The sequence below is a fragment of the Carnobacterium jeotgali MS3 genome, from assembly GCF_000745125.1.
Taxonomy (GTDB): Bacteria; Bacillota; Bacilli; order Lactobacillales; family Carnobacteriaceae; genus Carnobacterium_B; species Carnobacterium_B jeotgali.
In genome coordinates this window covers 192,850-218,800 of sequence record NZ_JQNF01000007.1, presented here as the reverse complement: position 1 = coordinate 218,800, position 25,951 = coordinate 192,850, and the positions used below count along the sequence as shown (strand labels likewise).

Genomic DNA, 25,951 nt, shown 5'->3' with positions numbered 1-25,951 from the left:
ACTAAAAATACCCAGAATGGTTCTGGGTATTTTTATAAATTGAATTTTTGTCAATTGGGAAATTGACAAATGAATCCAACCTGTTGATAGATAAAAATAAAGATAGGTTGGTTTTCATTTATGGGGATAAAAGTAGGTAAAAATTATTTACAATTATCCATAAATGCAATTGAAAACAACTGTATTTATGAATGATTTATTCTGTTTTATGTTAAAGGAGAACTCTATGAAAACGAAAAAATTAGATGGATTTATGAAAGGTGTCTTTTTTGTATCTGCATTGACATCAGTCTTAGCCATCATTTTAATCTGTATTTTTATTTTTGCAGGTGGCGTTCCATTTATACTTGATTATGGGTTGTCGGAATTTTTATTCGGCCAAAAATGGTCACCATCTAATACACCAGCCTCATTTGGTATATTGCCAATGATCATGGGATCTTTAGCTGTAACCTTTGGTGCTATTATCGTTGGAGTGCCTATAGGAATTTTAACTTCTATTTTTATGGCTGAATTTTGTCCGGTATGGTTGCATAAAATCTTGAAACCGGCAGTCAACTTAATGGCCGCGATACCTTCTATTGTTTATGGATTCTTTGCATTGCAAGCGATTGTTCCGATCATGCGACAATTTGTCGGCGGTACCGGAATGAATATGCTGACAGCAATCATCTTACTGGGAATCATGATACTTCCAACAATCATTGGCTTGTCAGAATCATCTATCCGAGCTGTTCCGAGAAGTTATTACACAGGAAGTATGGCCCTAGGAGCGACACACGAACGGTCTGTTATGAGAGTTGTTGTACCAGCTGCTAAGTCTGGAATCGTCTCTTCTGTTATTTTAGGAATCGGACGTGCCATCGGAGAAACGATGGCAGTTGTCTTAATTGCGGGAAATCAACCCATTATGCCAGAAAGTTTAACTTTAGGCGTTCGTACTTTGACAACAAACATTGTACTGGAAATGGCTTATGCAAGTGGTGAGCATAGAGAGGCACTCATTGCAACGGCAGTGGTGCTATTTGTATTCATCTTAATCATTAATGGGACGTTCTTGATTATTAAGAAAAAGGGGGCTAAATAATGATGGCCAGCAAATTAACGAGAGGGTTCATTTATTTAGCAGCAGCCATAACTTTTGGGTCACTCTTTTATGTTGTCGGATTTATATTAATTAAAGGAATACCTTACCTTAACCTTGATATGTTCGCTTGGAAGTATACGACAGATAATGTATCTTTGATGCCTTCATTAATTACAACCTTGATCGTGGTAGGCATGACGTTAGTGATTGCGACTCCTATTGGTGTGTTTACAGGTTTCTATTTAGTAGAGTATGCAAAAAAAGGCAATAAAGTCGTTGGAATTGTGCGGATTGCAACAGACACTTTAGCAGCAGTACCGTCAATTGTGTATGGATTGTTTGGAATGTTATTTTTCGTTACCTTTTTGAACTTTCAATATTCAGTTTTAGCTGGAGTACTGACTTCTGTGATTATGGTTTTACCATTGATTATTCGTTCAACAGAAGAAGCATTACTAGCGGTAAATGATTCGTTAAGAGAAGCTAGTTTTGCTTTAGGTGCTGGCAAATTAAGAACGATTTTTAGAGTTATTTTACCAGTTTCAATGCCAGGAATTTTATCTGGTGTGATTCTTGCAAGTGGACGAGTTGTAGGTGAAACAGCAGCGTTATTGTACACGCTCGGAAGTTCGACCAACTTACCAGACAGTCTGTTTTCTTCAGGAAGAACGTTAGCGTTGCATATGTACGTCTTATCAAGTGAAGGGATGCATGTAAATGAATCCTACGCAACGGGGGTCATTTTAATCGTCGTTGTGTTAATGATTAATGGGTTGTCAACATTTTTGAGTAATAGACTGACAAAGGGGACAAAGTAATGAGTAAATTAAGTATAAAAAATATGGATTTATTTTATGGTGAATTTCAAGCTTTGCATAATGTTAATTTAGAAATTCCTAAAAATCAAATTACTGCTTTTATTGGGCCATCTGGTTGTGGCAAATCAACCTTGATTAAAAGTTTAAACCGGATGAATGATCTAATTGAAGGCTGTAAAATTGAAGGTGAAATTTTACTAGATGAAAATAATATCTATAAAAAAGATTTTGATGTTAATGAGCTGCGCAAAAAAGTTGGTATGGTTTTTCAACAACCAAACCCGTTTCCGATGAGTATTTATGATAATATAGCTTATGGGCCACGAACACATGGTATTAAGGATAAAAATACATTGGATGCATTAGTTGAAAAAAGTCTTCGCGGAGCAGCTATATGGGATGAAGTGAAAAATGATCTGAAAAAAAGTGCCTTATCGTTATCCGGCGGACAGCAACAACGAATCTGTATTGCACGTGCTTTAGCGGTTGAACCTGAGATTTTACTAATGGATGAGCCTACAAGTGCTTTGGACCCTATCTCAACAGCTAAAATCGAAGAGCTAGTTACAGTTTTAAAAGAGAAGTATACGATTGTAATGGTCACACATAATATGCAGCAAGCTTCTCGTGTTTCAGATAGAACAGCCTTTTTCTTGAATGGAAAAATTGTTGAAACTGGCGAGACGAGAAAAATATTTACAAATCCAAAACAAAAAGAAACAGAAGATTATATTTCAGGTCGTTTTGGTTAACTATTCTAATAATAGATGGAGGAAAATGAATTGAGAAAAGTATTTGAAGAAGAACTTGCAGACTTACATGTTCATTTTTCGGAAATGGGTATGATGGTTAATGAGGCCATTTATAAGTCGGTTAAGGCTTTTATTAATCATGATAGAGAACTAGCCCAAGAAGTTATTGAAAATGATGTACTAATCAATACACGCGAAACAGAGTTAGAAAAGAAATGTTTTGAATTGATTGCACTGCAACAACCGGTTACAAGTGATTTGCGGAAGATAGTAACAGTCATGAAAGCTTGCGCCGATTTAGAGAGAATGGGAGACCATGCAGTGAGTGTGGCGAAATCGACTATTCGAGTTAAAGGTACTAAACGAGTTCCAAAAATCGAAGCAGAGATAGCTGAACTTTCAGAAAAAGTAAAAGTAATGGTTGAAGGTGTGCTAGAAGCATATATTAAAGAAGATGCTAACAAAGCGAAAAATCTCGCAACAGCTATTAATGCTATTGATTTTGAGTTTTATGAAATTTATCGACAATGTATTGATGAAATGAAAGTCGATCCAGAATTAGTTCTAGGAGCTACAGATTACATGTTGGTAGCGCGGTATTTAAAACGGATGGGTGATTATGTTACTAATATTTGTGAGTGGATTGTTTATTTGAAAACAGGTAAAGTTGTAGAATTAAATACAAGCAAACATTAGATAGCAATTAGGTAAGAAGGATGGTTAATAGGGTTGGGATTAGATGAAAAAGTCCTCATTAACTTATTTGTAGGATGAATAGGATAAACTAGCGTCAAATAGAGATAAAACTCAATTTGACGCTATTTTCTTTGCTCTTTTAATTTAAAAAAGATAGAATAATAATAGAATGTAAAGTGGGTTTACATAAAATTTACAATTATGCTATTTAATATTTACAATAGTAGGTTATTATTAAGAAGTATGTAATTTAGCTAAATACCTAGGAGGTATAAAATGAAACTAAAAAATAGTCGACTTATGTTAACTATTGCATTTGCATTTATTCTGACAGCATGCGGTCCAGTAGTAGAAGAGGAATCGATTACTGCAGTTGGATCATCTGCATTGCAACCACTTGTAGAAGCAGCCGGTGAACAATATGGTGCTGAAAATGTTGGGAAGTTTATTAACGTACAAGGTGGAGGTAGTGGAACAGGCTTAAGTCAAATTGCTGCAGATGCAGTAGAAATCGGAAATTCAGATATTTTTGCAGAAGAAAAAGATGGTATAGACGCCTCTAAATTAGTAGATCATCGTGTGGCGGTTGTAGGCATTACGCCAATTGTTACACCAGGTACAGGAGTTACTGATGTTAGTATAGAAGAATTACAAAAGATATTCACAGGTAAAATTACGAATTGGTCAGAATTAGGCGGGAAAGATTTACCGATAACGGTTTTAAACCGTGCATCTGGTAGTGGAACACGTGCTACATTTGAACAATGGGTTTTAGAAGAAGGACAAAATAGTATTATCACACAAGAACAAGAGTCAAGCGGTACAGTAAGACAAATCGTGGCAAATACTCCTGGAACAATCAGTTATGTTGCTTTTTCGTATGTAAACGATGATGTTGAAGCATTAACAATTAATGGAGTAGAGCCAACAGACGAAAATGTAAAAACAAATGAGTGGTTGATTTGGTCTTATGAGCATATGTATACTCATGGAGAACCTACTGGATTGACGAAAGAATTCATTGATTACATTATGTCTGATGATATTCAAGCAACATTAATTGGAGCGTTGGGATATATACCAACTAGCCAAATGGAAGTAGAACGAGATGTTGAGGGAAATACAGTGCCCGTAGAATAAGTAAATCAATAAATAACAGTATTAGAAAATTAATAGATAGCATGGATTGAAGACGACTATTCAATAGAAAAGCCGTCTTTCAACTTGTTATATTTGATATAAGAGGAGGGCTTCTTTTGGAAGAGATTCAAGCAAAATTACTTGGAAACTCAAAAAAAGGCAGACTGGAAAAATTAGGAAAAACAGTTAGTTTTATTTGTATCGCTATTATCGTATTTGTAGTTGTCTCAATTTTGTATTTTGTTACTAGCAAAGGACTTTCTACATTCTTCACAGATGGCGTTTCTTTTTGGGGCTTCCTGACAGGTTCTGTATGGAGTCCTGGTAATGTTGGTGAAAATGGTCAACCACTTGTTGGAGCACTTCCAATGATTACAGGATCATTTTTAGTTACCTTGCTTTCAGCAGTATTAGCAACACCTTTTGCAATTGGTGCGGCCATTTTTATGACGGAAATCTCTCCATCTACTGGGAAAAAAGTTCTACAGCCAGTAGTTGAATTATTAGTAGGAATACCATCGGTTGTTTATGGATTTATTGGTTTGACCGTGGTTGTTCCTGTTGTTCGTTCTGTTTTTGGCGGTACTGGATTTGGTATTCTATCTTCTACTTTCGTATTATTTGTAATGATTTTGCCAACTGTAACAAGTATGGCGGTAGATGCTTTAAATTCTGTACCAAGATATTACCGTGAAGCTTCTCTAGCTATGGGTGCAACAAGATGGCAAACGATTTATAAAGTAGTTTTGAGAAGTGCAATGCCTGGATTGCTAACAGCTGTTGTTTTTGGGATGGCTCGTGCGTTTGGAGAAGCCTTAGCGGTTCAAATGGTTATTGGGAATGCGGCTTTAATGCCGACAAGTTTAGTTACACCTGCTTCAACATTAACAAGTATCTTAACTATGAGTATGGGAAATACCGTTATGGGTACACTAGAAAACAATGTCCTTTGGTCTCTTGCTTTAATTTTAATGATCATGGCATTATTCTTTAACATCTTAACGCGTTGGATTGGTAAGAAAGGGGCTATGAAATAATGAGCGCAAAAAAATGGGATAAATTCGCAGTCGGCGTCTTGTATGCTTTATCAATATTCATCGTTCTTATTTTATTTAGCTTATTAGCTTTTATTTTAATTCGAGGCTTACCGCAAATTTCGTGGGAATTTTTAACTCAACCAGCAAAATCTTTTCAAGTTGGCGGTGGGATTGGAATTCAATTATTTAATTCATTTTACTTATTGTTCTTGACGATGCTAATTAGCACGCCTTTAGCTTTAGGAGCAGCAATTTATCTGTCTGAATATGCAAAACAAAATTGGTTAACAGATATTATTAGAACAGCGATAGAAGTGTTGAGTTCTTTACCTTCTGTAGTTGTAGGACTTTTTGGTTTCTTAATTTTTGTTATTCAATTTGATTTTGGATTCTCTATTCTTTCAGGAGCATTGGCATTAACTATTTTTAATTTGCCTTTATTGACAAGAACGATAGAAGATTCTCTGCAAGCTATACCTGGTGTTCAAAGAGAAGCAGGATTAGCTTTAGGTTTATCTCGGTGGGAAACGGTCACTCGTATTATTTTACCTGCAGCAATACCAGGTATTTTAACAGGTATGATTTTAGCCGCTGGACGTATTTTTGGTGAAGCAGCTGCTTTGATCTATACAGCTGGACAAAGTGCACCTGCACTAGATTTTGCCAACTGGAACCCGCAATCAATCACTAGTCCATTAAACATCATGCGACCAGCTGAAACCTTAGCTGTTCATATTTGGAAAATCAATAGTGAAGGGGTTATGCCTGACGGAGCGCAAGTGTCAGCAGGAGCTTCCGCTGTTTTAGTTCTTGCAGTATTGTTGTTTAATGTAGTAGCTCGTTATCTAGGGAAAAAACTACAAAAGAAAGCTACTTCTGCTTAATGAACGCAAGAGCTAGTGTGTAACAAGGATTCAGTTAGACAAGGAGGATTTAAGCAATGCCCAATCAAACTAACTTAGAAACAAATATTTTAAAAATGTCCGCTGACAAAAAAATTGACTTATCTACCGAAGATTTGCATGTATGGTATGGAGACAATGAAGCCATCAAAGGGGTTTCGTTGGAATTCGAGGAAAACAAAATCACTTCTCTTATTGGTCCTAGTGGATGTGGTAAATCAACTTATCTGCGTTCGTTAAATCGTATGAATGATGAAATTGAATCTGCTAAAGTGACAGGGAAAATCATTTATAAAGGTATTGATGTAAATGCTTCAAATATCGATGTATATGAAATGCGTAAAAATATTGGAATGGTATTTCAACGCCCTAATCCTTTTAGTAAATCAATTTATGATAATATTGCTTTTGCATTACGTAGACATGGAATCAAAGATAAAAATACGTTAGATGAAGCGGTGGAAACAAGTTTAAAACAAGCTGCTTTATGGGATCAAGTAAAAGATCAATTAAATAAAAGTGCCTTAGCATTATCTGGTGGACAACAACGCTTATGTATCGCAAGAGCTATTGCTCTTAAACCAGATATTTTATTGCTAGATGAACCTGCAAGTGCATTGGACCCCATTTCTACTAGTCAAGTAGAAGAAACATTGCTGCAATTGAAAGAAGATTATTCAATTGTTATTGTTACTCACAACATGCAACAAGCTTCAAGAATCAGTGACTATACAGCTTTCTTTTATGTTGGAAATGTTATTGAGTACGATGAAACGAGAAAAGTATTTACTCGTCCAAAAATTCAAGCAACAGAAGATTATGTATCTGGTCATTTTGGTTAGGAGGAAAAAATAGTGAGCAACGAAAAATTTATTATTGAATCGAATGACGTTCATTTGTATTATGGAAAAAATGAAGCATTAAAAGGTGTATCGCTTAATTTTAAGCCTAAAGAAATAACTGCTTTAATTGGACCAAGTGGTTGTGGGAAATCAACATTTCTAAGAACACTGAACCGTATGAATGATTTGATTCCAGATGTCACTATTACTGGTAACGTAAAATTTGAAGACAAAGAAATTTATAGTCCTAAGATGGATACCGTTGAGTTAAGAAAAAAAGTGGGAATGGTGTTTCAACAGCCTAACCCATTCCCGTTTTCAATATATGAAAATGTTGCTTACGGTTTAAAAATAGCAGGAATGAAAGACAAAGCAAAAATTGATGCTATTGTTGAAGAAAGCCTAAAAAAAGCAGCCGTTTGGGAAGATGTTAAAGATAAATTGCATAAAAGTGCTCTTTCACTTTCAGGGGGACAACAACAACGGGTTTGTATCGCACGCGTATTAGCGATTGAACCATCTGTTATTTTGCTCGATGAGCCAACAAGTGCTTTAGATCCAATATCAAGTGCAAAAATTGAAAATATGTTATTAGAACTAAAAAAAGATTACACGATGATAATTGTTACTCATAACATGCAACAAGCTTCAAGAATTTCAGATAACACAGCCTTTTTCTTAAATGGGCATTTAATTGAGTATGGAGAAACAAGACAAATTTTTACAAGACCAAAAGAAAAAGAAACTGACGACTATATTTCTGGACGTTTTGGGTAATTCGTTGCATAATTAAGAAAATGGTATAGGAGTGATGGAAAGTGAGACGCGTATTTGAAGAAGAATTAAACGATTTACACGTTCATTTTTTTGAAATGGGCAAAATGGTCAATGAAGCTATTTATAAATCAGTAAAAGCATTTATAAACCATGATAAGGAACTTGCTCAACAAGTAATTGATGGCGACATAGAAATCAATAGACGTGAAACTGATCTAGAAAAACAATGTTTTGAAATGATTGCTTTGCAACAACCGGTAACGACTGACTTAAGAAAAATTGTAACAGTCATGAAAGCTTGTGCAGATCTTGAGCGAATGGGCGACCACGCGGTTAGTATTGCAAAATCGACTATTCGAGTAAAAGGAAATAAACGTATTTATGAAGTCGAAGCAGAAATTGCTGAGATGTCTGAAAAAGTTAAAGTAATGGTTCAAGGTGTTTTAGATGCCTATATAAATTTTGATACAGCAAAAGCTAAAGAAGTAGCTTTAAGCGATAGAGCAGTAGATAAAGATGCAAAAAAAATTCATTCGGATTGTATTGAACATATGAAAATTGATTCAGAAATCGTATTAGGAGGATCCGATTACATGCTTGTAGCGGGATACCTAGAACGAATTGGTGATTATGTTACAAATATCTCTGAATGGATTGTGTACTTGAATTCAGGAAAAGTTGTGGAATTAAATACCCACAATAAAAACACACCCATAAATTAAATAGTAAAAAAAGCGACTGGAATACTATTCCAGTCGCTTTTTTAGGCTCATAATGAGATGCGTAAAACCAAGCATCTTTTGCTTTATTTGGTTTTCTATGTTAGGATTATAAAAATTTACCAAAGGGAAGGAATGAAATGAGATGGGAATGCATCAATACATTAAAAGCTTGAGTGATTTGGAAAATATATTTCGCTGTCCTGGAAAGTTTAAATACGAAGATCACTCTGTCGCAGCCCATTCTTTTAAAGTGACTCAAATTGCTCAATTTTTAGGAACTGTAGAAGAACAAGCGGGAAACGTGGTTGATTGGCGTGCTTTATATGAAAAAGCGCTCAATCATGACTATACAGAGTTATTCATTGGGGATATAAAAACGCCTGTTAAATACGCTACCCCGGAACTAAGAGAAATGTTAGCGGATGTAGAAGACTCTATGACAGAGAACTTTATAAAAAAAGAGATTCCAACAGAATTTCAAGCTGTATATTTCGAACGATTAAAAGAAGGAAAAGATGATACGTTAGAAGGTCAAATTTTATCTGTTTCAGACAAAGTAGATTTATTATATGAATCTTTTGGAGAAATTCAAAAAGGAAATCCTGAACGGGTATTTACTGAAATATATGAAGAATCTTTGCAAACAATTTTAGAGTTTAGGCATTTGGCTAGTACACACTATTTCTTGAAAGAAGTACTGCCTGATTTATTAAGTGGAAACTTTACGAATCAAGATCAATTGCAAAAGATAACACAACGAATCGTTTCAGATTCGCTAGCAGATTAATTGTGAACAAACGTTCGCCAAAATTAATAAGTTGTGATAAACTAATAGGATAAGAATAGGATGCATCTTGCTATCCTATTTTTTGTGTTTTCGTTAAACTAAACTTATCTATAAAGTAGAAGCGTAAAAAATAACTCAAAAGGAAGTAAGCATATGGCACATGATAAAATTACCGTCAGGGGCGCGCGTTCACATAATTTAAAAAATATTGACGTAACTATACCTAGAGATAAATTAGTTGTCGTGACAGGATTATCAGGATCTGGCAAAAGTTCTTTAGCGTTCGATACATTATATGCAGAAGGACAAAGACGCTATGTTGAAAGCCTTTCTGCTTACGCTCGTCAATTTCTTGGTCAGATGGATAAACCAGATGTCGACAGTATAGATGGATTAAGTCCAGCTATCTCTATTGACCAAAAAACAACGAGTAAAAATCCTCGTTCGACAGTGGGAACGGTAACAGAAATCAATGATTATTTAAGACTGTTATACGCTCGTATCGGTCATCCTATTTGTCCAAATGATGGAACTGAAATTGCTAGTCAGACCGTTGAACAAATGGTAGACCGTATACTAGAGTACCCAGAGCGGACTAAAATTCAGTTGTTGGCTCCCATTGTTACAGGAAAAAAAGGCCAGCACAAGAAAATTTTTGATAAAATTAAATCTGAAGGCTATGTTCGTGTTCGTGTAGATAAAGAAATGTATGATATTACCGATGAAATTGAATTAGATAAGAATAAAAAACACGATATTGAAATTGTCATTGATCGGATAGTCGTAAAGGAAGGTATTCGGTCGCGCTTATTTGACTCGTTTGAAGCTGCTTTACGTTTAGCGGAGGGTTATGCTATTGCGGATATTATGGGACAAGAAGAAGTTCTTTTTAGTGAGCACTATTCATGCCCTTATTGTGGGTTTAGTGTAGGCGAATTAGAACCCCGATTATTTTCGTTTAATGCTCCTTTTGGTTCTTGTCCTGATTGTGATGGATTAGGTGTGAAGCTAGAAGTTGATATTGATTTGGTCGTTCCAGATAAAAGCTTAACTTTAAAAGAAGGCGCTCTGTTACCATGGAACCCAATTAGTTCGAATTACTACCCACAAATGTTAGAACAAGCGTGTAACCACTTTAACATTGATCAAACAATTCCATTTGAAGAGATGTCGGAAGAAGATCAAGCCTTTGTTTTGCACGGCTCAAAAGGAAAACTGTTCCATTTTCATCATAAAAATGATTTTGGTGGTGTACGAGATGTTGATATTCCCTTTGAAGGTGTTCTTCGCAATATTGAAAGACGCTACCGTGAAACAAACAGTGACTTCACAAGAGATCAAATGCGGTTGTATATGACTGAATTAACTTGCCAATCTTGTGGTGGAAAAAGATTAAATCCAGAAGCTCTTTCTGTAAAAGTAGCGGGCAAAGATATTGGAGAAGTATGCGGATACCCTATTGAAGACTCCATCCAATTTTTTACTGACTTGCCGATGTCTGAGCAAGAACAGATGATTGCAAAGCCTATTTTGAAAGAAGTAAATGACCGCTTGTCATTCTTGAAAAATGTTGGCCTAAATTATCTAACATTGAGCCGAACTGCTGGAACCTTATCTGGTGGAGAGGCGCAGCGCATCCGTTTAGCAACTCAGATTGGCTCTAATTTATCAGGTGTTTTATATATCTTGGATGAACCTTCAATAGGATTGCACCAAAGAGATAATAATCGCTTAATTGAATCCTTGCAAAAAATGCGTGATTTAGGAAATACTCTTATCGTGGTTGAACATGATGAAGACACCATGAGAGCAGCCGATTATTTAATTGATATAGGTCCAGGAGCCGGCGAAAAGGGCGGCGAAATCATGGCGATTGGAACACCGGATGAAGTTGCTAATAATGAAAATTCCTTAACAGGAGCCTATTTGTTAGGTAAAAAATTTATACCTGTTCCAAAAGAGCGTCGTACAGAAGATAAAGGATTCATTCGTGTCAAAGGAGCTGCTGAAAATAACTTAAAAAATGTGAATGTAGATTTTCCACTTAGTCGTTTTATAGCAGTTACAGGTGTTTCAGGTTCGGGTAAAAGTTCTTTAGTCAATGCTGTTTTGAAAAAGACTTTGTCTCGTGATTTAAATCGTTCAAAACAAAAGCCCGGAAAATACAAATCGATAGAAGGGCATAAAGGCTTAGAAAAAGTGATTGATATTGATCAAAGCCCAATAGGACGTACGCCTAGAAGTAACCCAGCGACTTACACGAGTGTATTTGATGATATACGTGATTTGTTTGCCCAAACAAATGAAGCTAAAATAAGAGGGTATAAAAAAGGTCGCTTTAGTTTCAATGTTAAAGGTGGACGTTGTGAAGCATGCCGAGGAGATGGGATTTTAAAAATTGAAATGCATTTCCTGCCTGATGTGTATGTACCATGTGAAATATGTCATGGGACACGTTACAATTCTGAAACTTTAGAAGTGAGATACAAAGGTAAGAATATTTCTGACGTCTTAAATATGACAGTAGAAGAAGCTGTTGTCTTTTTCGAAAACGTACCTAAAATTCGTAAGAAAATTCAAACAATTATTGATGTGGGACTCGGATATGTCACCCTTGGTCAGCCTGCGACTACATTGTCAGGTGGGGAAGCCCAACGTATGAAGCTAGCTAGTGAATTGCGCAAAAGTTCTAATGGGGATAATTTCTATATCTTGGATGAACCAACTACGGGATTGCACACAGACGATATCGCACGTTTACTAGTAGTGTTAAATCGATTAGTAGAAGCGGGAAATACGGTCTTAGTTATTGAACATAATTTGGATGTCATCAAAACAGCCGATTACGTGATTGATTTAGGTCCTGAAGGTGGAGCTGGTGGTGGTACCATTATTGCTACAGGTACACCAGAAGAAGTAGCTAAGGTTAAGAAAAGTTACACTGGTATGTATTTAGCTGAAATCTTGAAAAGAGATAAAAAACGTGGAGAAAGTGTGAACTAATCCAATAATTCTCTATAAGTAAACCAATTGTTAGCTAATAAAAAATTTGAAAAGGATAGACCAACCGGATTCGTTATCGGTTGGTTTATCCTTTTTAAAGTGTTTCTTTTTTTAAATAACTTTGTTTCATGTTAAACTAGACGTGAAAAGTTGCCCTCCTGTTCAGACTATGTAACGACAATAAAATCGTACTTAAGTCCTATGACAAACTTCCTTAGATGACGCATAATGATGATAACAACAAAGCACAGCCTAAAAATAACCGCTAACTATTATCAATCAATTATTACTGAATGAATTGGAAAACTTTAAGGAGGAACTGACCATGAAACAAAGAGAAAGAATACTCGAATTAGTTAAACAAGGAATTATTTCTACTGAAGAAGCGTTAGTTTTACTAGAAAACGCAGCGAAAAAAGAAGGTAAAGAAGCAATTAAGAAAGAAAATGCGCATACTCATGTTGAGGAACCACAGCCAACTCCACCTAAAACTCCTGAAGACTCTTCTTTTGAAGACTCAACAGAGGATCCTGCATTTTCACAATCAGATGAAGACGGTCAAGATGAAAATTTTTCTAACGAAGAACAAAAAGATCGCGAACAACTAGAAAAAATCTTAGAAAGTTTAGCAAATGAAGCCTCATCTTATTCTGTTAAATTAGATGAAAAAAATCTTGAAATTGCTATGATCAAAAGCAAACTTAGATTGGTTCAAGAAAAATTAATGGTACTTGAAACAAAAGAAGATTTAGAGGGATTGAATCCTGAAAAATTACCAGAGATGAATCAAATGAAAAATGAGATAAATGAATTGAAAGCTCAATTGGAAGACTTAGAAGAAGATAAATCAGAACTAGAAAACCAATTGAAAACAGTAAAAAGAAAACAATGGGGAACTCAAAAGAAACAAATTTCAGAAAAATTTGAGATACCCGAAGATTGGAAAGAAACAATGGACGAAACGTTGAATCAAGTAACGGGCAAAGTGGTCGATACTGGAAATCAATTTGGCAAGTTCATGAAAAACACCTTCTCAACAGTGATTGAGAATATGGATTGGAAAGATGTAAATGTTCGTGTTCCTGGTTTAGCTTCAACTAAATTTACACATGAATTTAATTACCCAGAAAGTTCTGCCTCTATTCTTGATGTAAAAGTTGCAAACGGAAATGTCTTATTTAAAAATTGGGACAGCCAAGATATCAAAGTAGAAGCTGAAATTAAAATCTACGGCAAAATAGACACGGCAACTCCTTTAGAAGCCTTTGAAAAACGAAGCACAGTGGAAGTGACAGATGAAAAAATGTTGTTCCACGTTCCAAATAAACGGTTACGTTGTGACTTAGTTTTTTACCTTCCTGAAAGAGTGTATGATCATACCGCAATCAGTCTTTTAAATGGAAATGTGAAATTTGAAGATTTTGAAGGAAAAGATTTTTATATTAAATGTACAAATGGAAATGTCTTTTTCCAAAATCTTACAGCGACAATGTTGGAAACGGATGGCGTTAATGGTACAGTTACAGTGTTAGACAGCACAGTAAGAGATCTGATGGTTAAAAGCGTAAATGGTGGAATCGTTACCCGTGGTAAAATTAAGAGCGGAAACCTTTCAACAGTAAACGGAACAGTAAAGGTTACTTTAGAAGGTGAAGATTTAACACGTCTTGCAGCATCTTCTGTAAATGGCAGTGTGAAAGTGTCTTTCCCTAAAAACTATAGCGTAGAAGGCGAAGCGAAAAGCAATTTAGGAACCATCCAAAATCGAGTTGAAAATCTTGAAACATTAAAAGAAAGAAAAGACCGCACAAGTCAACTTTTGGAATTTAGAAGAATAGCCGATACTCAATCATTAATATTAAAATTAGAAACAACAACAGGAAATATCTTGTTGAAAGAAGTAGAATAAAATTATTAAGTAGTGATAAACTATAAAAGAGGTGAATGTAAATGAAAAAATTAACGAAATCAAGAGATAATAAAATGGTAAGTGGTGTACTAGCTGGAGTTGCAGAATATTTTGGCTTTGACCCAACATTGCTTCGTATCATTTATGGAGCTGCTACACTAATTGGAGTAGGTTCGCCATTTATTCTTTATATCGTATTAGCGATTGTGATTCCAGAAGCACCTATAAACGGCAACACAAAAAATCCAAAATCTTATGGGTTTAAACCAGGTGCTAAAGGACCAGAACATCATGCTCCGCGCAAGGAAGCTGAAAAAGTTAAAGAAGAAGACTGGAGTGACTTTTAGTGAGATTTTGGCAAAAAATTATTGTTAATGCGGTACTTTTTCTAGCATTAGCTGGTCTTTTGCAAAATATGTTCTATGTAGAAAGTTTTTGGGTATCGTTAGGAGCTAGTATTGTCTTGGCAATACTGAATATGGCTGTTAAACCCATATTATTTATCCTCTCGCTGCCTATTACTTTATTAACGTTAGGATTATTTACGATAGTCATAAATGCAACAATGTTGAGTTTGACCTCTTTCATTATAGGTAGCGGATTTGAATTTTCATCGTTTGGTGCGACTATGCTCATTGCTATGTTAGTGTCATTAGTCAATATGGTGCTAAATAGTCAATTCAGACAACCTAATTAAATAGACTAGGATCAGAATGAAATTGTTCTGATCCTTTTTTATTTTTTACTCAAAAAAGTTGGGAAATAAAAGAACTTAAATCATTTTACTATTTGATTAGCTTTTCTTTCTATTTCCTTTAAACGGAATGATTAAAATGTTAAAATGAAAGTTATATAATAGTTTTTTTAATGATTAAATCTAAGAATAAAAAAATGATCTTTAAATAGAGGAGAAAAAAATATGGCAGAAAGTGTAACGGTTAAACAATTAGTAGACACTTTGGAGTTAAAAGTACATAACGGAGAGGAATTTCTTGATCGTAAGATTTTAACAGAGGATATTTCACGACCAGGTCTAGAACTTACTGGCTATTTTAACTATTATCCTCAAGAACGCATTCAATTATTTGGTAGGACAGAAATATCATTTTCTGAACAAATGACTAGCGATGAGCGGTTAATTGTTATGCGAAGAATGTGTCAAGTGGATACCCCAGCTTTTCTAATTTCAAGAGGATTAACACCTCCAAAAGAATTGATACAAGCAACTACTGAAAAAGGAATTCCGTTACTTTCTTCTATGCAATCTACAACACGATTATCAAGTAATGTAACGAATTTTCTAGAAGCACAGTTAGCCGAACGAATATCTCTACATGGTGTATTGGTAGATATATACGGAATGGGTGTTATGATTACTGGAGATAGCGGTGTAGGTAAAAGTGAAACGGCCTTAGAATTAATTAAAAGAGGACATAGACTCGTAGCAGATGATCGCGTTGAAATGTACCAAATGGATAGAATAATTATTGGGGAGCCACCTGAAATTTTAAGTCATTTAATGGAGATTCGTGGAATCGGTATTATAGACGTCGTGAATTTGTTTGGGGTGGGTTCCATTAGATTAAGCAAAACGGTTAATTTAGTGGTAAATTTAGAACTATGGGACAAAGAAAAAACGTATGACAGATTAGGCAGCGGAGAAGAAAAAAAACGTATTTTAGACGTAGATGTTCCAAAAATTTCTATTCCTGTTAGAACTGGACGGAATTTAGCTGTTATTATTGAGAGTGCAGCTATGAATACCAGAGCAAAAATCATGGGGTATAATGCTACTGAAACTTTTGAGCGAAATTTAGAAAAATTGATTGAAAAAAATTCAATTGAACAGTAAGAATGGAGATTAGAAGATGAGCAATTTGTTAGGGGCAATTAATCCAATTGCCTTTTCATTAGGACCTCTGGATGTGTATTGGTATGGAATCATTATAGCTGTAGGAATTTTTTCAGCTATTTTTCTAAGTACTCGAGAAGCAGAAAAAAGAGGAATCGAAGGAGATCATATCGTGGATATGGCTCTTTGGGCATTACCGATAGCTTTTATTGGAGCACGGTTGTATTATGTCTTGTTTGAACTAGGATATTATCTTGAAAATCCTAGCCAGATCATTGCAATTTGGAATGGTGGTATAGCGATTTATGGCGGCTTAATAGCTGGGGGATTAACAGTATACTGGTATACAAAAAAGAAAGGTATTCCAATTTGGTTGATGCTAGACATTTTAGCACCTAATGTGTTACTTGCTCAAGCTCTTGGCCGCTGGGGCAATTTTATGAACCAAGAAGCACATGGCGGAGAAGTAACAAGATCATTTTTAGAAAATTTATTTTTGCCAGAATTTATTATCAAGCAAATGGAAATCAACGGTGTTTACTACCACCCTACTTTTCTTTACGAATCACTTTGGAGTCTAGCAGGTTTTGTATTGATCGTTGTTTTACGCAATAAAAAACACTTGCTGCGACAAGGTGAAGTGGCTTTGAGTTATGTTCTTTGGTATTCATTTGGGCGATTCTTTATTGAGGGCCTTAGAACAGACAGTTTATGGATTTTTGACTTCTTACGTGTATCACAAGCCTTATCATTAGTTTTATTTGTAGGAGCAATTTGTCTATGGATCTATAGAAGAAGAGATTATCCACCTGTTCCATATTACACAGATGGAATGAAGCCGCAAAAAAAGAATAAAAGTACGAAAAATTTAAAAAAGAAGTAATCGATACAAAGGAGTCTGAATAAGATGTCAAAGAAAGTAGCTGTTTTAGGAGCTGGTTCTTGGGGAACGGCTTTAGCAATGGTATTAGAAGAAAATGGGAATGACGTTCATTTATGGAGTCATAAAGCAAAACAAGCGGATGAAATCAATCTTAAACACACCAACAAACTTTATCTGCCAGCTGTAGTTTTAGCTGAAAATATTAAAGCAACTTCGCATATTGAAGAAGCAATCAAAGATGCAGATATCATTGTTTTTGTTATTCCAACTAAAGCGATCCGCGATGTAGCAAGTAAAGTTGCCCCTCTTTTAACTAAGCCAACTATTATTGTTCATGCAAGTAAAGGGTTAGAACAAGAGAGCCACAAACGTATTTCAGAAATTTTGGAAGAAGAAATCCCAGAAAGCAAACGACAAGCTGTGGTAGCTTTATCTGGTCCTAGCCATGCAGAAGAAGTTGCGGTCAAGGATTTAACAACGATTACTGCGGCTTCAACAAATGAAGAGGCTACTAAGGTAGTGCAAGACTTATTCATGACAGATTATTTTAGAGTATATACGAATGATGACATAATTGGTGTTGAACTGGGAGCAGCTTTAAAAAACATCATCGCAGTAGGAGCCGGAGCACTTCAAGGGTTAGGTTATGGAGATAATGCGAAAGCGGCTTTGATGACTAGAGGGTTGGCTGAAATAAGCCGTTTAGGTGTAGCTTTTGGAGCAGATCCGATGACTTTTCTAGGATTGAGTGGTGTAGGAGACTTAATTGTTACTTGTACGAGTGTCCATTCTAGAAACTGGAGAGCGGGTCACATGTTAGGCAAAGGCAATAGTTTGAAAGAAGTTCTCGAAAGTATGGGAATGGTTGTAGAAGGAATTGCAACAACGAAAGCAGCTTATGAATTAGCTCAGCAAAAGGGGATTGAAATGCCAATCACTGCAGCAATTTACGAAGTATTGTATAATGAAGCTAACGTGGAAGATATTATTGTTTCTTTAATGAAACGCGATGGAAAATCAGAAGCATAATATAATTTAGCTACACTACTATAAATAATTGGAGGAATACAGCATATGCAAAAAGTACGTAAAGCAGTTATCCCGGCAGCAGGGTTAGGAACAAGATTTTTACCTGCAACAAAAGCAATGGCTAAAGAAATGTTGCCAATCGTTGACAAACCAACGATTCAATTTATTGTTGAAGAAGCAATCAATTCAGGGATTGAAGATATTCTAATTGTAACTGGAAAAAGCAAACGACCTATCGAAGATCACTTTGACTCAAATCCAGAATTAGAAGCTAATTTGAAATCTAAAGGAAAAATGGAGCTATTAGAATTAGTTGAAGAAACAACTGGTTTGAATTTGTTTTTTGTTCGTCAATCGTATCCAAAAGGATTGGGCGATGCCGTCTTGCAAGCTAAAGCCTTTGTTGGAAACGAACCTTTTGTGGTTATGTTGGGTGATGACTTGATGGAAGATGAAGTACCATTAACAAAACAATTAATCAACGGATACGACAAAACGCATGCTTCAAATATTGCAGTGATGAAAGTACCGCATGAAGAAACATCAAAATATGGCATCATCGATGTTGAAGGGCAAGTAGATGAAACAACGTATAATGTTCGTCGTTTTGTGGAAAAACCAAATCCAGAAGATGCACCAAGTGATCTAGCGATTATTGGCCGTTATTTGTTAACTCCTGAAATTTTTGATATTTTAGAAAATCAAGAACCAGGAGCAGGAAATGAAATTCAGTTAACAGATGCAATCGACACACTAAATAAAACACAACGTGTATTTGCTCATGAATTCAAAGGGACCCGTTATGATGTAGGGGATAAATTTGGCTTCTTAAAAACAAGTATTCAATATGGTTTAAAACATCCAGAAATCAAAGATTCACTAAATGACTATATTATTGAGTTGGGTAAAAAATTAGAAAAAGAATAAAACTAAATAAGGTTAGCCAAAAAGATGAGCTCTAATAGTTCATCTTTTTGTGCATCTATGGGAGCGAACAAGACCTATTAAAAATGTTGCCCATATGCTATACTATTATGCAAATGTTACTTTAGAGGAGGGTTGCACATGTCTGAAATAGAAAATCAAAAGGCGACAATCATAGAAGTTATTCCAACAAGTGAATTTTATTTTCAACGTGGAATTACGGCATTTCAAAAAAATGAAATGGATCGTGCAAAAAAATACTTCTCACGAGCAGTGACGTTATCGAGAAATGAAGAGGAATCTATTTTTGCCTCTTGTCAGTTAGCTATTTGTTATCAACATACTGGTGAGTACGACGAATCAATTGAACTTTTAGATGAATTAATTGAAAAAAGTGGCGATATTTTTGCAGAAGCCTATTATTTTCAAGCGAATAATTATGCTTTTAAAGATGATTTGGAAAAATCTTTAATATTGGTAGAACAGTATCTAACGCTAGACCCAGATGGTGATTTTGTTGAAGAAGCATCTGATTTACAAGAAACGCTTAAAATGGAATTGAATGATTTTTAAGTAGCTTGCTCATTTACTTCTAATTTGTAAGCAAAAAGATGGCGGTTTGACTTTGAAAGATGTAAAGTAAAGAGAAACAATTAAGGAAAATGAGGGATTTCATTATGGAAACTGAAGAAAAAATTTATGATGTTGTCGTTATTGGAAGTGGCCCTGCAGGCATGACGGCTGCTTTATACGCTTCAAGATCAAACTTGTCTACACTTATGTTGGAACGCGGAGTACCTGGCGGACAAATGATTAATACTGCAGAGATTGAAAATTATCCTGGATTCAATAGTATTTTAGGACCAGAATTATCAGATAAAATGTTTGAGGGTTCGAAACAATTTGGTGCTGAATATGCTTATGCGGATGTACAAGAAATTCAACAAGGGGTAGAATACAAAACCATTATTGCTGGAAAAAAAATCTTTAAGACACGTTCAATCATTATTGCTACAGGAGCAGAACACCGTAAGTTAGGTGTTAGTGGTGAAAATGAATACAACGGTCGTGGAGTATCTTATTGTGCGGTTTGTGATGGCGCATTTTTCCGTAATAAAGAGTTGGTTGTTGTCGGCGGTGGAGACTCAGCTGTCGAAGAAGGAACGTATTTGACTCAATTTGCCAAAAAAGTAACGATTATTCACCGTCGTGATGAGTTAAGAGCTCAAAAAATTCTTCAAGATAGAGCATTTAAAAATGAAAAAGTTGACTTTATATGGGATTCTACTGTAGAAAATATTTATGGTGATGACAATAAAGTAACAGGTGTGAAAGTTAGAAACGTTCATACGAATGAAGTCCAAGAATATGCTGCAGATGGAGCGTTTATTTATGTAGGCATTCTGCCAAACACAGACAAATTTAGAGACTTAGGTATTACAGATGAAGAAGGCTGGATTCAAACAAACGAAACAATGGAAACTTCACAACCAGGAATTTTTGCAATAGGCGATGTCCGATTAACACCGTTACGCCAAGTTGCAACAGCTGTTGGTGATGGCAGCTTAGCAGGAAATGCTGTTTTTCATTATGTTGAAAAATTGAAAGAAAGCTTAGTAGCAAAAGTTTAAAAATGAAAAATAGTGGTCAATAAAAAGTGTAAAATTGAAAAAAGAAACGAAAGAAATCTCAATGTCATTAACTGAATAGACTTGATTACTGTAAAGAGTGAGGGTTCATGTGTTTTATGCATGACCTTTCACTCTTTTTTGATTAAAAGAGTGAAATGGAAGAGAACTTTTTTATTTTCCATTTGCCTCTTTTCTTCAATAGCCTTAAGTTAATGACATTGGCCAAGTAGTATTTCTTATTTTTGTCATTATAGTAGTGACTTTAAAATATATTTATAGATGATGTATTCTTTTCAGTTATGTTGATTACATTCGTTAATTTAGTGCATTCATACCGTGTTAAATATGTGTATCTATTCCTCAATATATTTTTGATGCCCAGTTCTGTAAAATATGTATAATTAAAAAATTTAGAAGATAACATTTATATAAAAAGTTTATTTATGATTTTTTTTTAAAGCAGATAAAACAGCGCATATTCCAAACAAGATCGCACCTAAAGAATATAAAGGGTTGTGTATTACAAGAGCTACTGTAGTTAGTGCACAGCTTAGTGATAAGTACATAACCCAAGTACTATTTTTTTCATTTTTTTTACTATTTTTCATTTTTAAAGCTCTCCTATTCATTTGTGGATTTATTTTCATTAAGTATAGCATCTCTATTTCAAAAAAATTGTTATACTTTTTGAGATAAATGTAACCCTTAACAACTTTGAAGGATAAAATATGAAAAAGCTAATGTAACATGGAAAATTATAATTGCGGTAGCAAGTTTAATAGTAGCTGTTCTAGGTTTGACTATAATACAGTAAAGCATCGTTATTCTGTTTCTAAGGTTGGCTAATCGTACCAGTAGAATACTTCATACAAAGTAAGTTAAAAGACTTTTACAATGTAAACTTACTAGAAAAAAATAGGCTAAACAACACATAATTGTTGTTTAACCTATTTTTTATATCTTTTACCTCTAGAAATTAGCAGGATAGCCATTAAAAAGACTAATAGTAGTAGTTCAAAAAACAATAAAGTCATAGTGCTTTATCCAATAGTGATTAAATGCAATATATTTAATAAAACAATTACTCCAATTACAATTACTAAAAAATAAAAAAATTTACCTCTTTTTATTTTTTCATCTAACTTTTTAACCATTTTAGGATCTCCTTTCATTAATTTGTCTAAGGAAATTGCGTAAATCTCACTAATTAAAATAAGACTATTGATATCCGGTAAGTTCCGTCCATTTTCCCAATTAGAAATAGTTTGGCGTGACACATGTATTTTTTCGGCTACTTCTTCTTGCGTCATTTTTAGAGTATTTCTTCTTTGTTTTAATCGAGTCTCTAATTTCATCTATAACTAACCTCCTTACAATTACTTTAATGAATTTCTAGAAATTTAACTATCAAAAGTAGTTATAATACTGCCATTATAATGATAAAAGTATTTTACATCTCCATTATAACGGGTTGAAAGTGTTAAAAATGAAACAAAATCTAAAATTTTAATCAGAAATTTAGTAGTGTTCTACTGATTTCATCTTCATTGATCTCAATGTAGCGCTACGTGATTTTCTCGCTGCAATGACCAAATAGTTCCATGAGTGTAACCACGTCTTTGGGTTTATTGTAATAGTGGTAACCCAATCTCTTACGTATCGTGTGCGTGATAGTATCGTATTTTACTAAAATTGTAGCAATTTTTTGAAATATCTGATAGACAAGATTGACCTCTAAGTGACCGACTTTAGTACTTTTAAACAAATGATTCTCTAGTTCTTTTTTAATAGTCTTGAATCAAGTCCTGCAGGCTACTCAAATATAAAATACTGTTTTTGGCTGTTTTTTCTCGATGATTCAAGTGTTTTATAGGAAATCAGGTCTTTTTTCTTTAATGTAATAATGTCGGACATGCGCAAAGCGTTATTAATACTGATTAACAATAGAAAAACATTCCAATCTGCGTTTTCATTGCACCTTAAACAGTCGGTTATTTCTTTCTGAGACCGTAATGATTGGATGTTGGAACTCACTTCAAAGACTCTCCGCTCACAAAAGTTATATTTGATTTTGTTTATTATACCGCAAAATCATGAGTTGGAGACTGTTGCGAAAAAATAACTCTAATTATAAAGGATTCTCGATACACGATATCAAGTATTAGCAAAAGGACTTTCTAAATCAGCAGTAGCAATTGCTAAATTAATTGACAAGAATGATAAAAATAGAAATAATGGATGGATAGACTTTTAAAAGGAGCTTTTAAATGGAATTCATTTTAATTTTTTTTGAAGAAATATTATCAGCTGTTTTAAAGATTAACAATAAAATAATTAAAAATTTTATTTTAATTATTTTATTGTTAATCATGTCCGTATTTGTTTTTTTTATGCTATATATACTTATTGGGGCTATATTTTCGACAGTAAGTTGGATTATAAAGATAATCCTATTTGCTATATTTATTCCTTGCATATATGTAATATATATAATTATTTTAAATGGTTATAGCGAATGGAAAAATTAATACCTCTGATGTTTCAATTGCATAGTATACTAAAATCCCAACCACTTTAATGGTTGGAATTTTTTTCTTGGTTGGGACTATGAACGAGTAGGGGATGGGAAGTTGCCTCTGTTTCGGAAGGTTACGACGAAAATAATAAAAAAATAGCCGATATACTGGGGGAAACGACAGTATCAAGATAAATAAAATAAATAGGTGCAATTGAAGTGGCTAAAGATGGACAAAACTTACTTTATGATTATATTGTTGTAGCCTTTGTTATTGGAGATATGGATCGGTAACTGTATTTTAAAATTACCAGTAATATTAAACATAAGAACCTTCCCCATTATACAAAAATAGATTTTACTAAGTAAGAATAACGACCAACCTTATAAAACACTAAAGAATAAATGTAAGAAACAACCTTATTAAATCAAGGTTTCTAGTACATTGATTTTCTGAAATAGTGTATTATATTTTAAGAATGGAGACTAACTATTCATGAAAATTAAAGTAGTAGAGTATAGAGAAGAATGGTCAAAATTATTCCAAGTTGAGTCAAAAAAAATACAAGATATCTTTGGTAAGGAATTGATTGCTATTCACCATATTGGTAGTACTTCTGTGCCCCACTTAAATGCTAAACCAATCATTGATATTATGCCAATAGTAAAGAAAATTGAACATGTAGACTCATTTAATATCCAAATGAGTAAAATCGGATACGAACCTCTTGGCGAGTATGGAATAGAGGGAAGACGTTTTTTTAGAAAAGGTGGAGATCAAAGGACACATCATATACATGTATTCCAAAACACAAATAAAAATGATATGGAGCGACATTTAGCGGTAAGAGATTATCTTCGAACACATTATGAAGCAAGAAGAGATTACGGTAATTTAAAAAGAGAACTAGCTATAAAATTCCCAAATAATATTAACTCCTATTCAGATGGTAAAGATGAATTTGTTAAAAATTTAGAGAGAAAGGCACTACTTTGGTACTTAGAAAAGTAGTGTTTAATATCAAAATAAAACCCTGATTAGTCAAGGTCCATAATGCATGATTTTATCTAATTTCATGTATCGCATATTATTTTTTTAGTATTAACAGTAAAGATAGTAATTTGAGCAACCTTATCTTTTTACATCTTTTTTAGATAAGATTTCTCCTATGAAAATAAATACAGCAAATACAATTGCACCTATAATAACAGCTGTTAATTCAGTCGAATCATTAATAAAGTATTGAGTTAATAAGCTAGCAACAAAATATGCCCCTGCTAGTAATAGACACTTTTTAAAATTAATTTTTTTCATAATTGGTTACTCCTTTTTTTATTTTTAGTATATCAAATATTGATAATCTTTATTTTAATTTAAAGTAATAAACTGAAAAAAGTAACCTTTCTCTCATAAGGTTCTAAATACACGATTTTATCCAATTCCATGTGTGTTAAAAGTTATATTTATTATTATCAAAATTTTATAATATCTATTTCTGCAAATAAAAAAGCTCTTATTTTAAGTGGAATCTTTAATTTTATAACTAAATACATTGTTAGTTCTTATGTAAAGTGATAGAATTACTTACATTTATCGAAGGAGTGTTTTTAACTATATGAAAAAAGAATTACTAATCACTTCACTGGCTTTTGTTATTGGACTTACCTTATTTATCCAAACACTAATTGCTCAGTCAGAAGCCCGATTATATTTACCTTTATTTTTTACTATAGGTATTGGATTGGGACTACTAAGATTATTTGTCAACAACAGCATTAAAAAAATGAAAGGTAAATCTATCGGTATAAAGATCCTTTTCTTTGCTGTATTATTAGGAATTGGCTTGCCTTTTCAAACTTGGTTTAGAACGAATATTCTTTTTTCTATGGATTCTGATATTTTACCTAGAAGTATTGCCATGCTAATTTTAGGTGTCTTATGTTTGACTTTTTATCTTTCTCACAAAAAAAAATCTTTAGCTAAATAAATCTTTAACTTCATGTTAAATTAAATATTTATGTTTTCTTTTCACAATCTTTTTCACATGATCAATCCTTTGTTGGAATGATCTTCAACCAAAACCACCTGTATCAACTAGGTGGTTTTTTGTTTTACTCAATGGTACAAATAGTTTGTGGCGACAAGTTAAATTTTTTTTGCAATCAATCATCAAAAATTATAAAATTAAGTTAAAGATTATTTAAAGAGCACGGAGGGGTGGTAAATATTTTGAATATAAACTTACTGTTATTTGTCTCATCGCTTAATCAAGAACCTACTGAGGAAAACACTCAAGCATTAGTAAAAACAGTTGAATCTAACTTTCGTCCTCAAGTAGGTGATATAATTGACGATCCTGGATTTGATTCCAACTTCCATAATGGATATGAGGTGGCTAAAGTTACAATAAATTATACTTCAAATGAGTGTTTTGTTTCACTAGTGCCGTTAGCAATAGAAGTTGAAGAAATTAGTGTTGAAGATTATATAAATAGGCTTAAAACACATGGATGGAGTATCCAGTCTAGGTAACAATTAAGCCTTTTTATTATAAGACATTATTTCACAAGCAGTTATGATTGTTGGATATGCTTTTCTTCTCGTGTTTTACCGAACGATGGAAGTAAAGACAAACGGGAAGTGT

The 25,951-nt window shown here is 34.0% G+C and carries 27 protein-coding genes; 24 read left to right on the top strand and 3 right to left on the bottom strand.

Features of this window, described 5'->3' with window-relative positions; translation table 11 throughout:
• The first annotated feature begins 226 nt into the window (after positions 1-226).
• The 21 genes from pstC (BP18_RS07135) (at position 227) to trxB (ending at position 20,791) form a co-directional block, all read left to right on the top strand.
• Positions 227-1,087, top strand: coding sequence for a phosphate ABC transporter permease subunit PstC (gene pstC / locus BP18_RS07135; RefSeq protein WP_007721571.1), 861 nt, complete (start codon positions 227-229; stop codon positions 1,085-1,087).
• 2 nt (positions 1,088-1,089) lie between these two features.
• The gene (gene pstA, locus BP18_RS07130; RefSeq protein ID WP_029277397.1) at positions 1,090-1,905 is read left to right on the top strand and encodes a phosphate ABC transporter permease PstA; all 816 of its coding nucleotides are present in this window, start codon (positions 1,090-1,092) and stop codon (positions 1,903-1,905) included.
• Positions 1,905-2,657, top strand: coding sequence for a phosphate ABC transporter ATP-binding protein PstB (pstB, locus tag BP18_RS07125; RefSeq protein WP_035050524.1), 753 nt, complete (start codon positions 1,905-1,907; stop codon positions 2,655-2,657). Before pstA (BP18_RS07130) ends, pstB (BP18_RS07125) begins: the two co-directional genes overlap by 1 nt.
• Positions 2,658-2,672: 15 nt before the next feature.
• Positions 2,673-3,353, top strand: coding sequence for a phosphate signaling complex protein PhoU (gene phoU, locus BP18_RS07120; protein ID WP_029277395.1), 681 nt, complete (start codon positions 2,673-2,675; stop codon positions 3,351-3,353).
• A 276-nt stretch (positions 3,354-3,629) separates the two neighbouring features.
• Positions 3,630-4,493 carry a phosphate ABC transporter substrate-binding protein PstS family protein gene (locus BP18_RS07115; protein ID WP_007721549.1) on the top strand — a complete coding sequence of 288 codons (864 nt, stop codon included), beginning with the start codon at positions 3,630-3,632 and terminating at the stop codon, positions 4,491-4,493.
• Between the two features lie 116 nt (positions 4,494-4,609).
• Complete coding sequence (gene pstC / locus BP18_RS07110; RefSeq protein ID WP_007721548.1) at positions 4,610-5,530, top strand: phosphate ABC transporter permease subunit PstC; 921 nt, start codon at positions 4,610-4,612, stop codon at positions 5,528-5,530.
• Positions 5,530-6,414: a phosphate ABC transporter permease PstA gene (gene pstA, locus BP18_RS07105; protein WP_007721547.1), complete on the top strand. Its 885-nt coding sequence runs from the start codon at positions 5,530-5,532 to the stop codon at positions 6,412-6,414. Before pstC (BP18_RS07110) ends, pstA (BP18_RS07105) begins: the two co-directional genes overlap by 1 nt.
• 56 nt (positions 6,415-6,470) lie before the next feature.
• Positions 6,471-7,274: a phosphate ABC transporter ATP-binding protein PstB gene (gene pstB / locus BP18_RS07100; RefSeq protein WP_035050521.1), complete on the top strand. Its 804-nt coding sequence runs from the start codon at positions 6,471-6,473 to the stop codon at positions 7,272-7,274.
• A gap of 12 nt (positions 7,275-7,286) precedes the next feature.
• Entirely contained in the window at positions 7,287-8,051 is a 765-nt protein-coding gene (pstB, locus tag BP18_RS07095) for a phosphate ABC transporter ATP-binding protein PstB (protein WP_007721545.1), read from the top strand.
• Positions 8,052-8,146: 95 nt separating this feature from the next.
• Positions 8,147-8,773 (top strand): phosphate signaling complex protein PhoU, encoded by a 627-nt coding sequence (gene phoU, locus BP18_RS07090; protein ID WP_407921357.1) that lies wholly within the window; start codon positions 8,147-8,149, stop codon positions 8,771-8,773.
• 142 nt (positions 8,774-8,915) lie between these two features.
• Positions 8,916-9,560: an HD domain-containing protein gene (locus BP18_RS07085; RefSeq protein ID WP_007721541.1), complete on the top strand. Its 645-nt coding sequence runs from the start codon at positions 8,916-8,918 to the stop codon at positions 9,558-9,560.
• A gap of 153 nt (positions 9,561-9,713) precedes the next feature.
• Positions 9,714-12,563 carry an excinuclease ABC subunit UvrA gene (gene uvrA, locus BP18_RS07080; protein WP_007721539.1) on the top strand — a complete coding sequence of 950 codons (2,850 nt, stop codon included), beginning with the start codon at positions 9,714-9,716 and terminating at the stop codon, positions 12,561-12,563.
• A gap of 325 nt (positions 12,564-12,888) precedes the next feature.
• Positions 12,889-14,472: a daptomycin-sensing surface protein LiaX gene (gene liaX, locus BP18_RS07075; protein WP_029277392.1), complete on the top strand. Its 1,584-nt coding sequence runs from the start codon at positions 12,889-12,891 to the stop codon at positions 14,470-14,472.
• A 41-nt stretch (positions 14,473-14,513) separates the two neighbouring features.
• On the top strand, positions 14,514-14,819 hold the full coding sequence (locus BP18_RS07070) for a PspC domain-containing protein (protein ID WP_007721535.1): 306 nt from the start codon (positions 14,514-14,516) through the stop codon (positions 14,817-14,819).
• Positions 14,819-15,169: a phage holin family protein gene (locus tag BP18_RS07065; RefSeq protein WP_007721534.1), complete on the top strand. Its 351-nt coding sequence runs from the start codon at positions 14,819-14,821 to the stop codon at positions 15,167-15,169. Before BP18_RS07070 ends, BP18_RS07065 begins: the two co-directional genes overlap by 1 nt.
• A 222-nt stretch (positions 15,170-15,391) precedes the next feature.
• On the top strand, positions 15,392-16,324 hold the full coding sequence (gene hprK / locus BP18_RS07060) for an HPr(Ser) kinase/phosphatase (RefSeq protein WP_007721532.1): 933 nt from the start codon (positions 15,392-15,394) through the stop codon (positions 16,322-16,324).
• Positions 16,325-16,340: 16 nt separating this feature from the next.
• Positions 16,341-17,207: a prolipoprotein diacylglyceryl transferase gene (gene lgt / locus BP18_RS07055; RefSeq protein ID WP_007721530.1), complete on the top strand. Its 867-nt coding sequence runs from the start codon at positions 16,341-16,343 to the stop codon at positions 17,205-17,207.
• 24 nt (positions 17,208-17,231) lie between these two features.
• A complete protein-coding gene (locus BP18_RS07050; RefSeq protein WP_007721528.1) occupies positions 17,232-18,236 on the top strand; it encodes an NAD(P)H-dependent glycerol-3-phosphate dehydrogenase in 1,005 nt (334 codons plus the stop codon).
• A gap of 45 nt (positions 18,237-18,281) precedes the next feature.
• Positions 18,282-19,163 (top strand): UTP--glucose-1-phosphate uridylyltransferase GalU, encoded by an 882-nt coding sequence (galU, locus tag BP18_RS07045; protein WP_007721526.1) that lies wholly within the window; start codon positions 18,282-18,284, stop codon positions 19,161-19,163.
• Positions 19,164-19,301: 138 nt separating this feature from the next.
• Positions 19,302-19,733 carry a tetratricopeptide repeat protein gene (locus BP18_RS07040; protein WP_007721524.1) on the top strand — a complete coding sequence of 144 codons (432 nt, stop codon included), beginning with the start codon at positions 19,302-19,304 and terminating at the stop codon, positions 19,731-19,733.
• A 104-nt stretch (positions 19,734-19,837) separates the two neighbouring features.
• Positions 19,838-20,791, top strand: coding sequence for a thioredoxin-disulfide reductase (trxB, locus tag BP18_RS07035; protein WP_007721522.1), 954 nt, complete (start codon positions 19,838-19,840; stop codon positions 20,789-20,791).
• Positions 20,792-21,228: 437 nt separating this feature from the next.
• Here the strand turns inward: trxB and BP18_RS12590 are convergent, their stop codons facing one another.
• Both BP18_RS12590 and BP18_RS07030 read right to left on the bottom strand, forming a co-directional pair.
• Entirely contained in the window at positions 21,229-21,399 is a 171-nt protein-coding gene (locus BP18_RS12590) for a hypothetical protein (protein ID WP_007721521.1), read from the bottom strand.
• A 432-nt stretch (positions 21,400-21,831) separates the two neighbouring features.
• On the bottom strand, positions 21,832-22,146 hold the full coding sequence (locus BP18_RS07030) for a helix-turn-helix domain-containing protein (protein ID WP_007721519.1): 315 nt from the start codon (positions 22,144-22,146) through the stop codon (positions 21,832-21,834).
• Between the two features lie 1,656 nt (positions 22,147-23,802).
• Between BP18_RS07030 and BP18_RS07020 the strand changes: the two genes are divergently transcribed.
• Positions 23,803-24,318: a GrpB family protein gene (locus BP18_RS07020; RefSeq protein ID WP_007721513.1), complete on the top strand. Its 516-nt coding sequence runs from the start codon at positions 23,803-23,805 to the stop codon at positions 24,316-24,318.
• A gap of 120 nt (positions 24,319-24,438) precedes the next feature.
• Here BP18_RS07020 and BP18_RS07015 read toward each other — a convergent pair whose 3' ends face one another.
• A complete protein-coding gene (locus tag BP18_RS07015; RefSeq protein WP_007721512.1) occupies positions 24,439-24,621 on the bottom strand; it encodes a hypothetical protein in 183 nt (60 codons plus the stop codon).
• 301 nt (positions 24,622-24,922) lie between these two features.
• On the opposite strand from BP18_RS07015, the gene BP18_RS07010 reads away from it, so the two are divergent.
• Together BP18_RS07010 and BP18_RS07005 are read left to right on the top strand one after the other, a co-directional pair.
• A complete protein-coding gene (locus BP18_RS07010; protein WP_007721510.1) occupies positions 24,923-25,294 on the top strand; it encodes a hypothetical protein in 372 nt (123 codons plus the stop codon).
• Between the two features lie 242 nt (positions 25,295-25,536).
• Positions 25,537-25,839 (top strand): hypothetical protein, encoded by a 303-nt coding sequence (locus tag BP18_RS07005; protein WP_007721508.1) that lies wholly within the window; start codon positions 25,537-25,539, stop codon positions 25,837-25,839.
• The last annotated feature ends 112 nt before the right edge of the window (positions 25,840-25,951 follow it).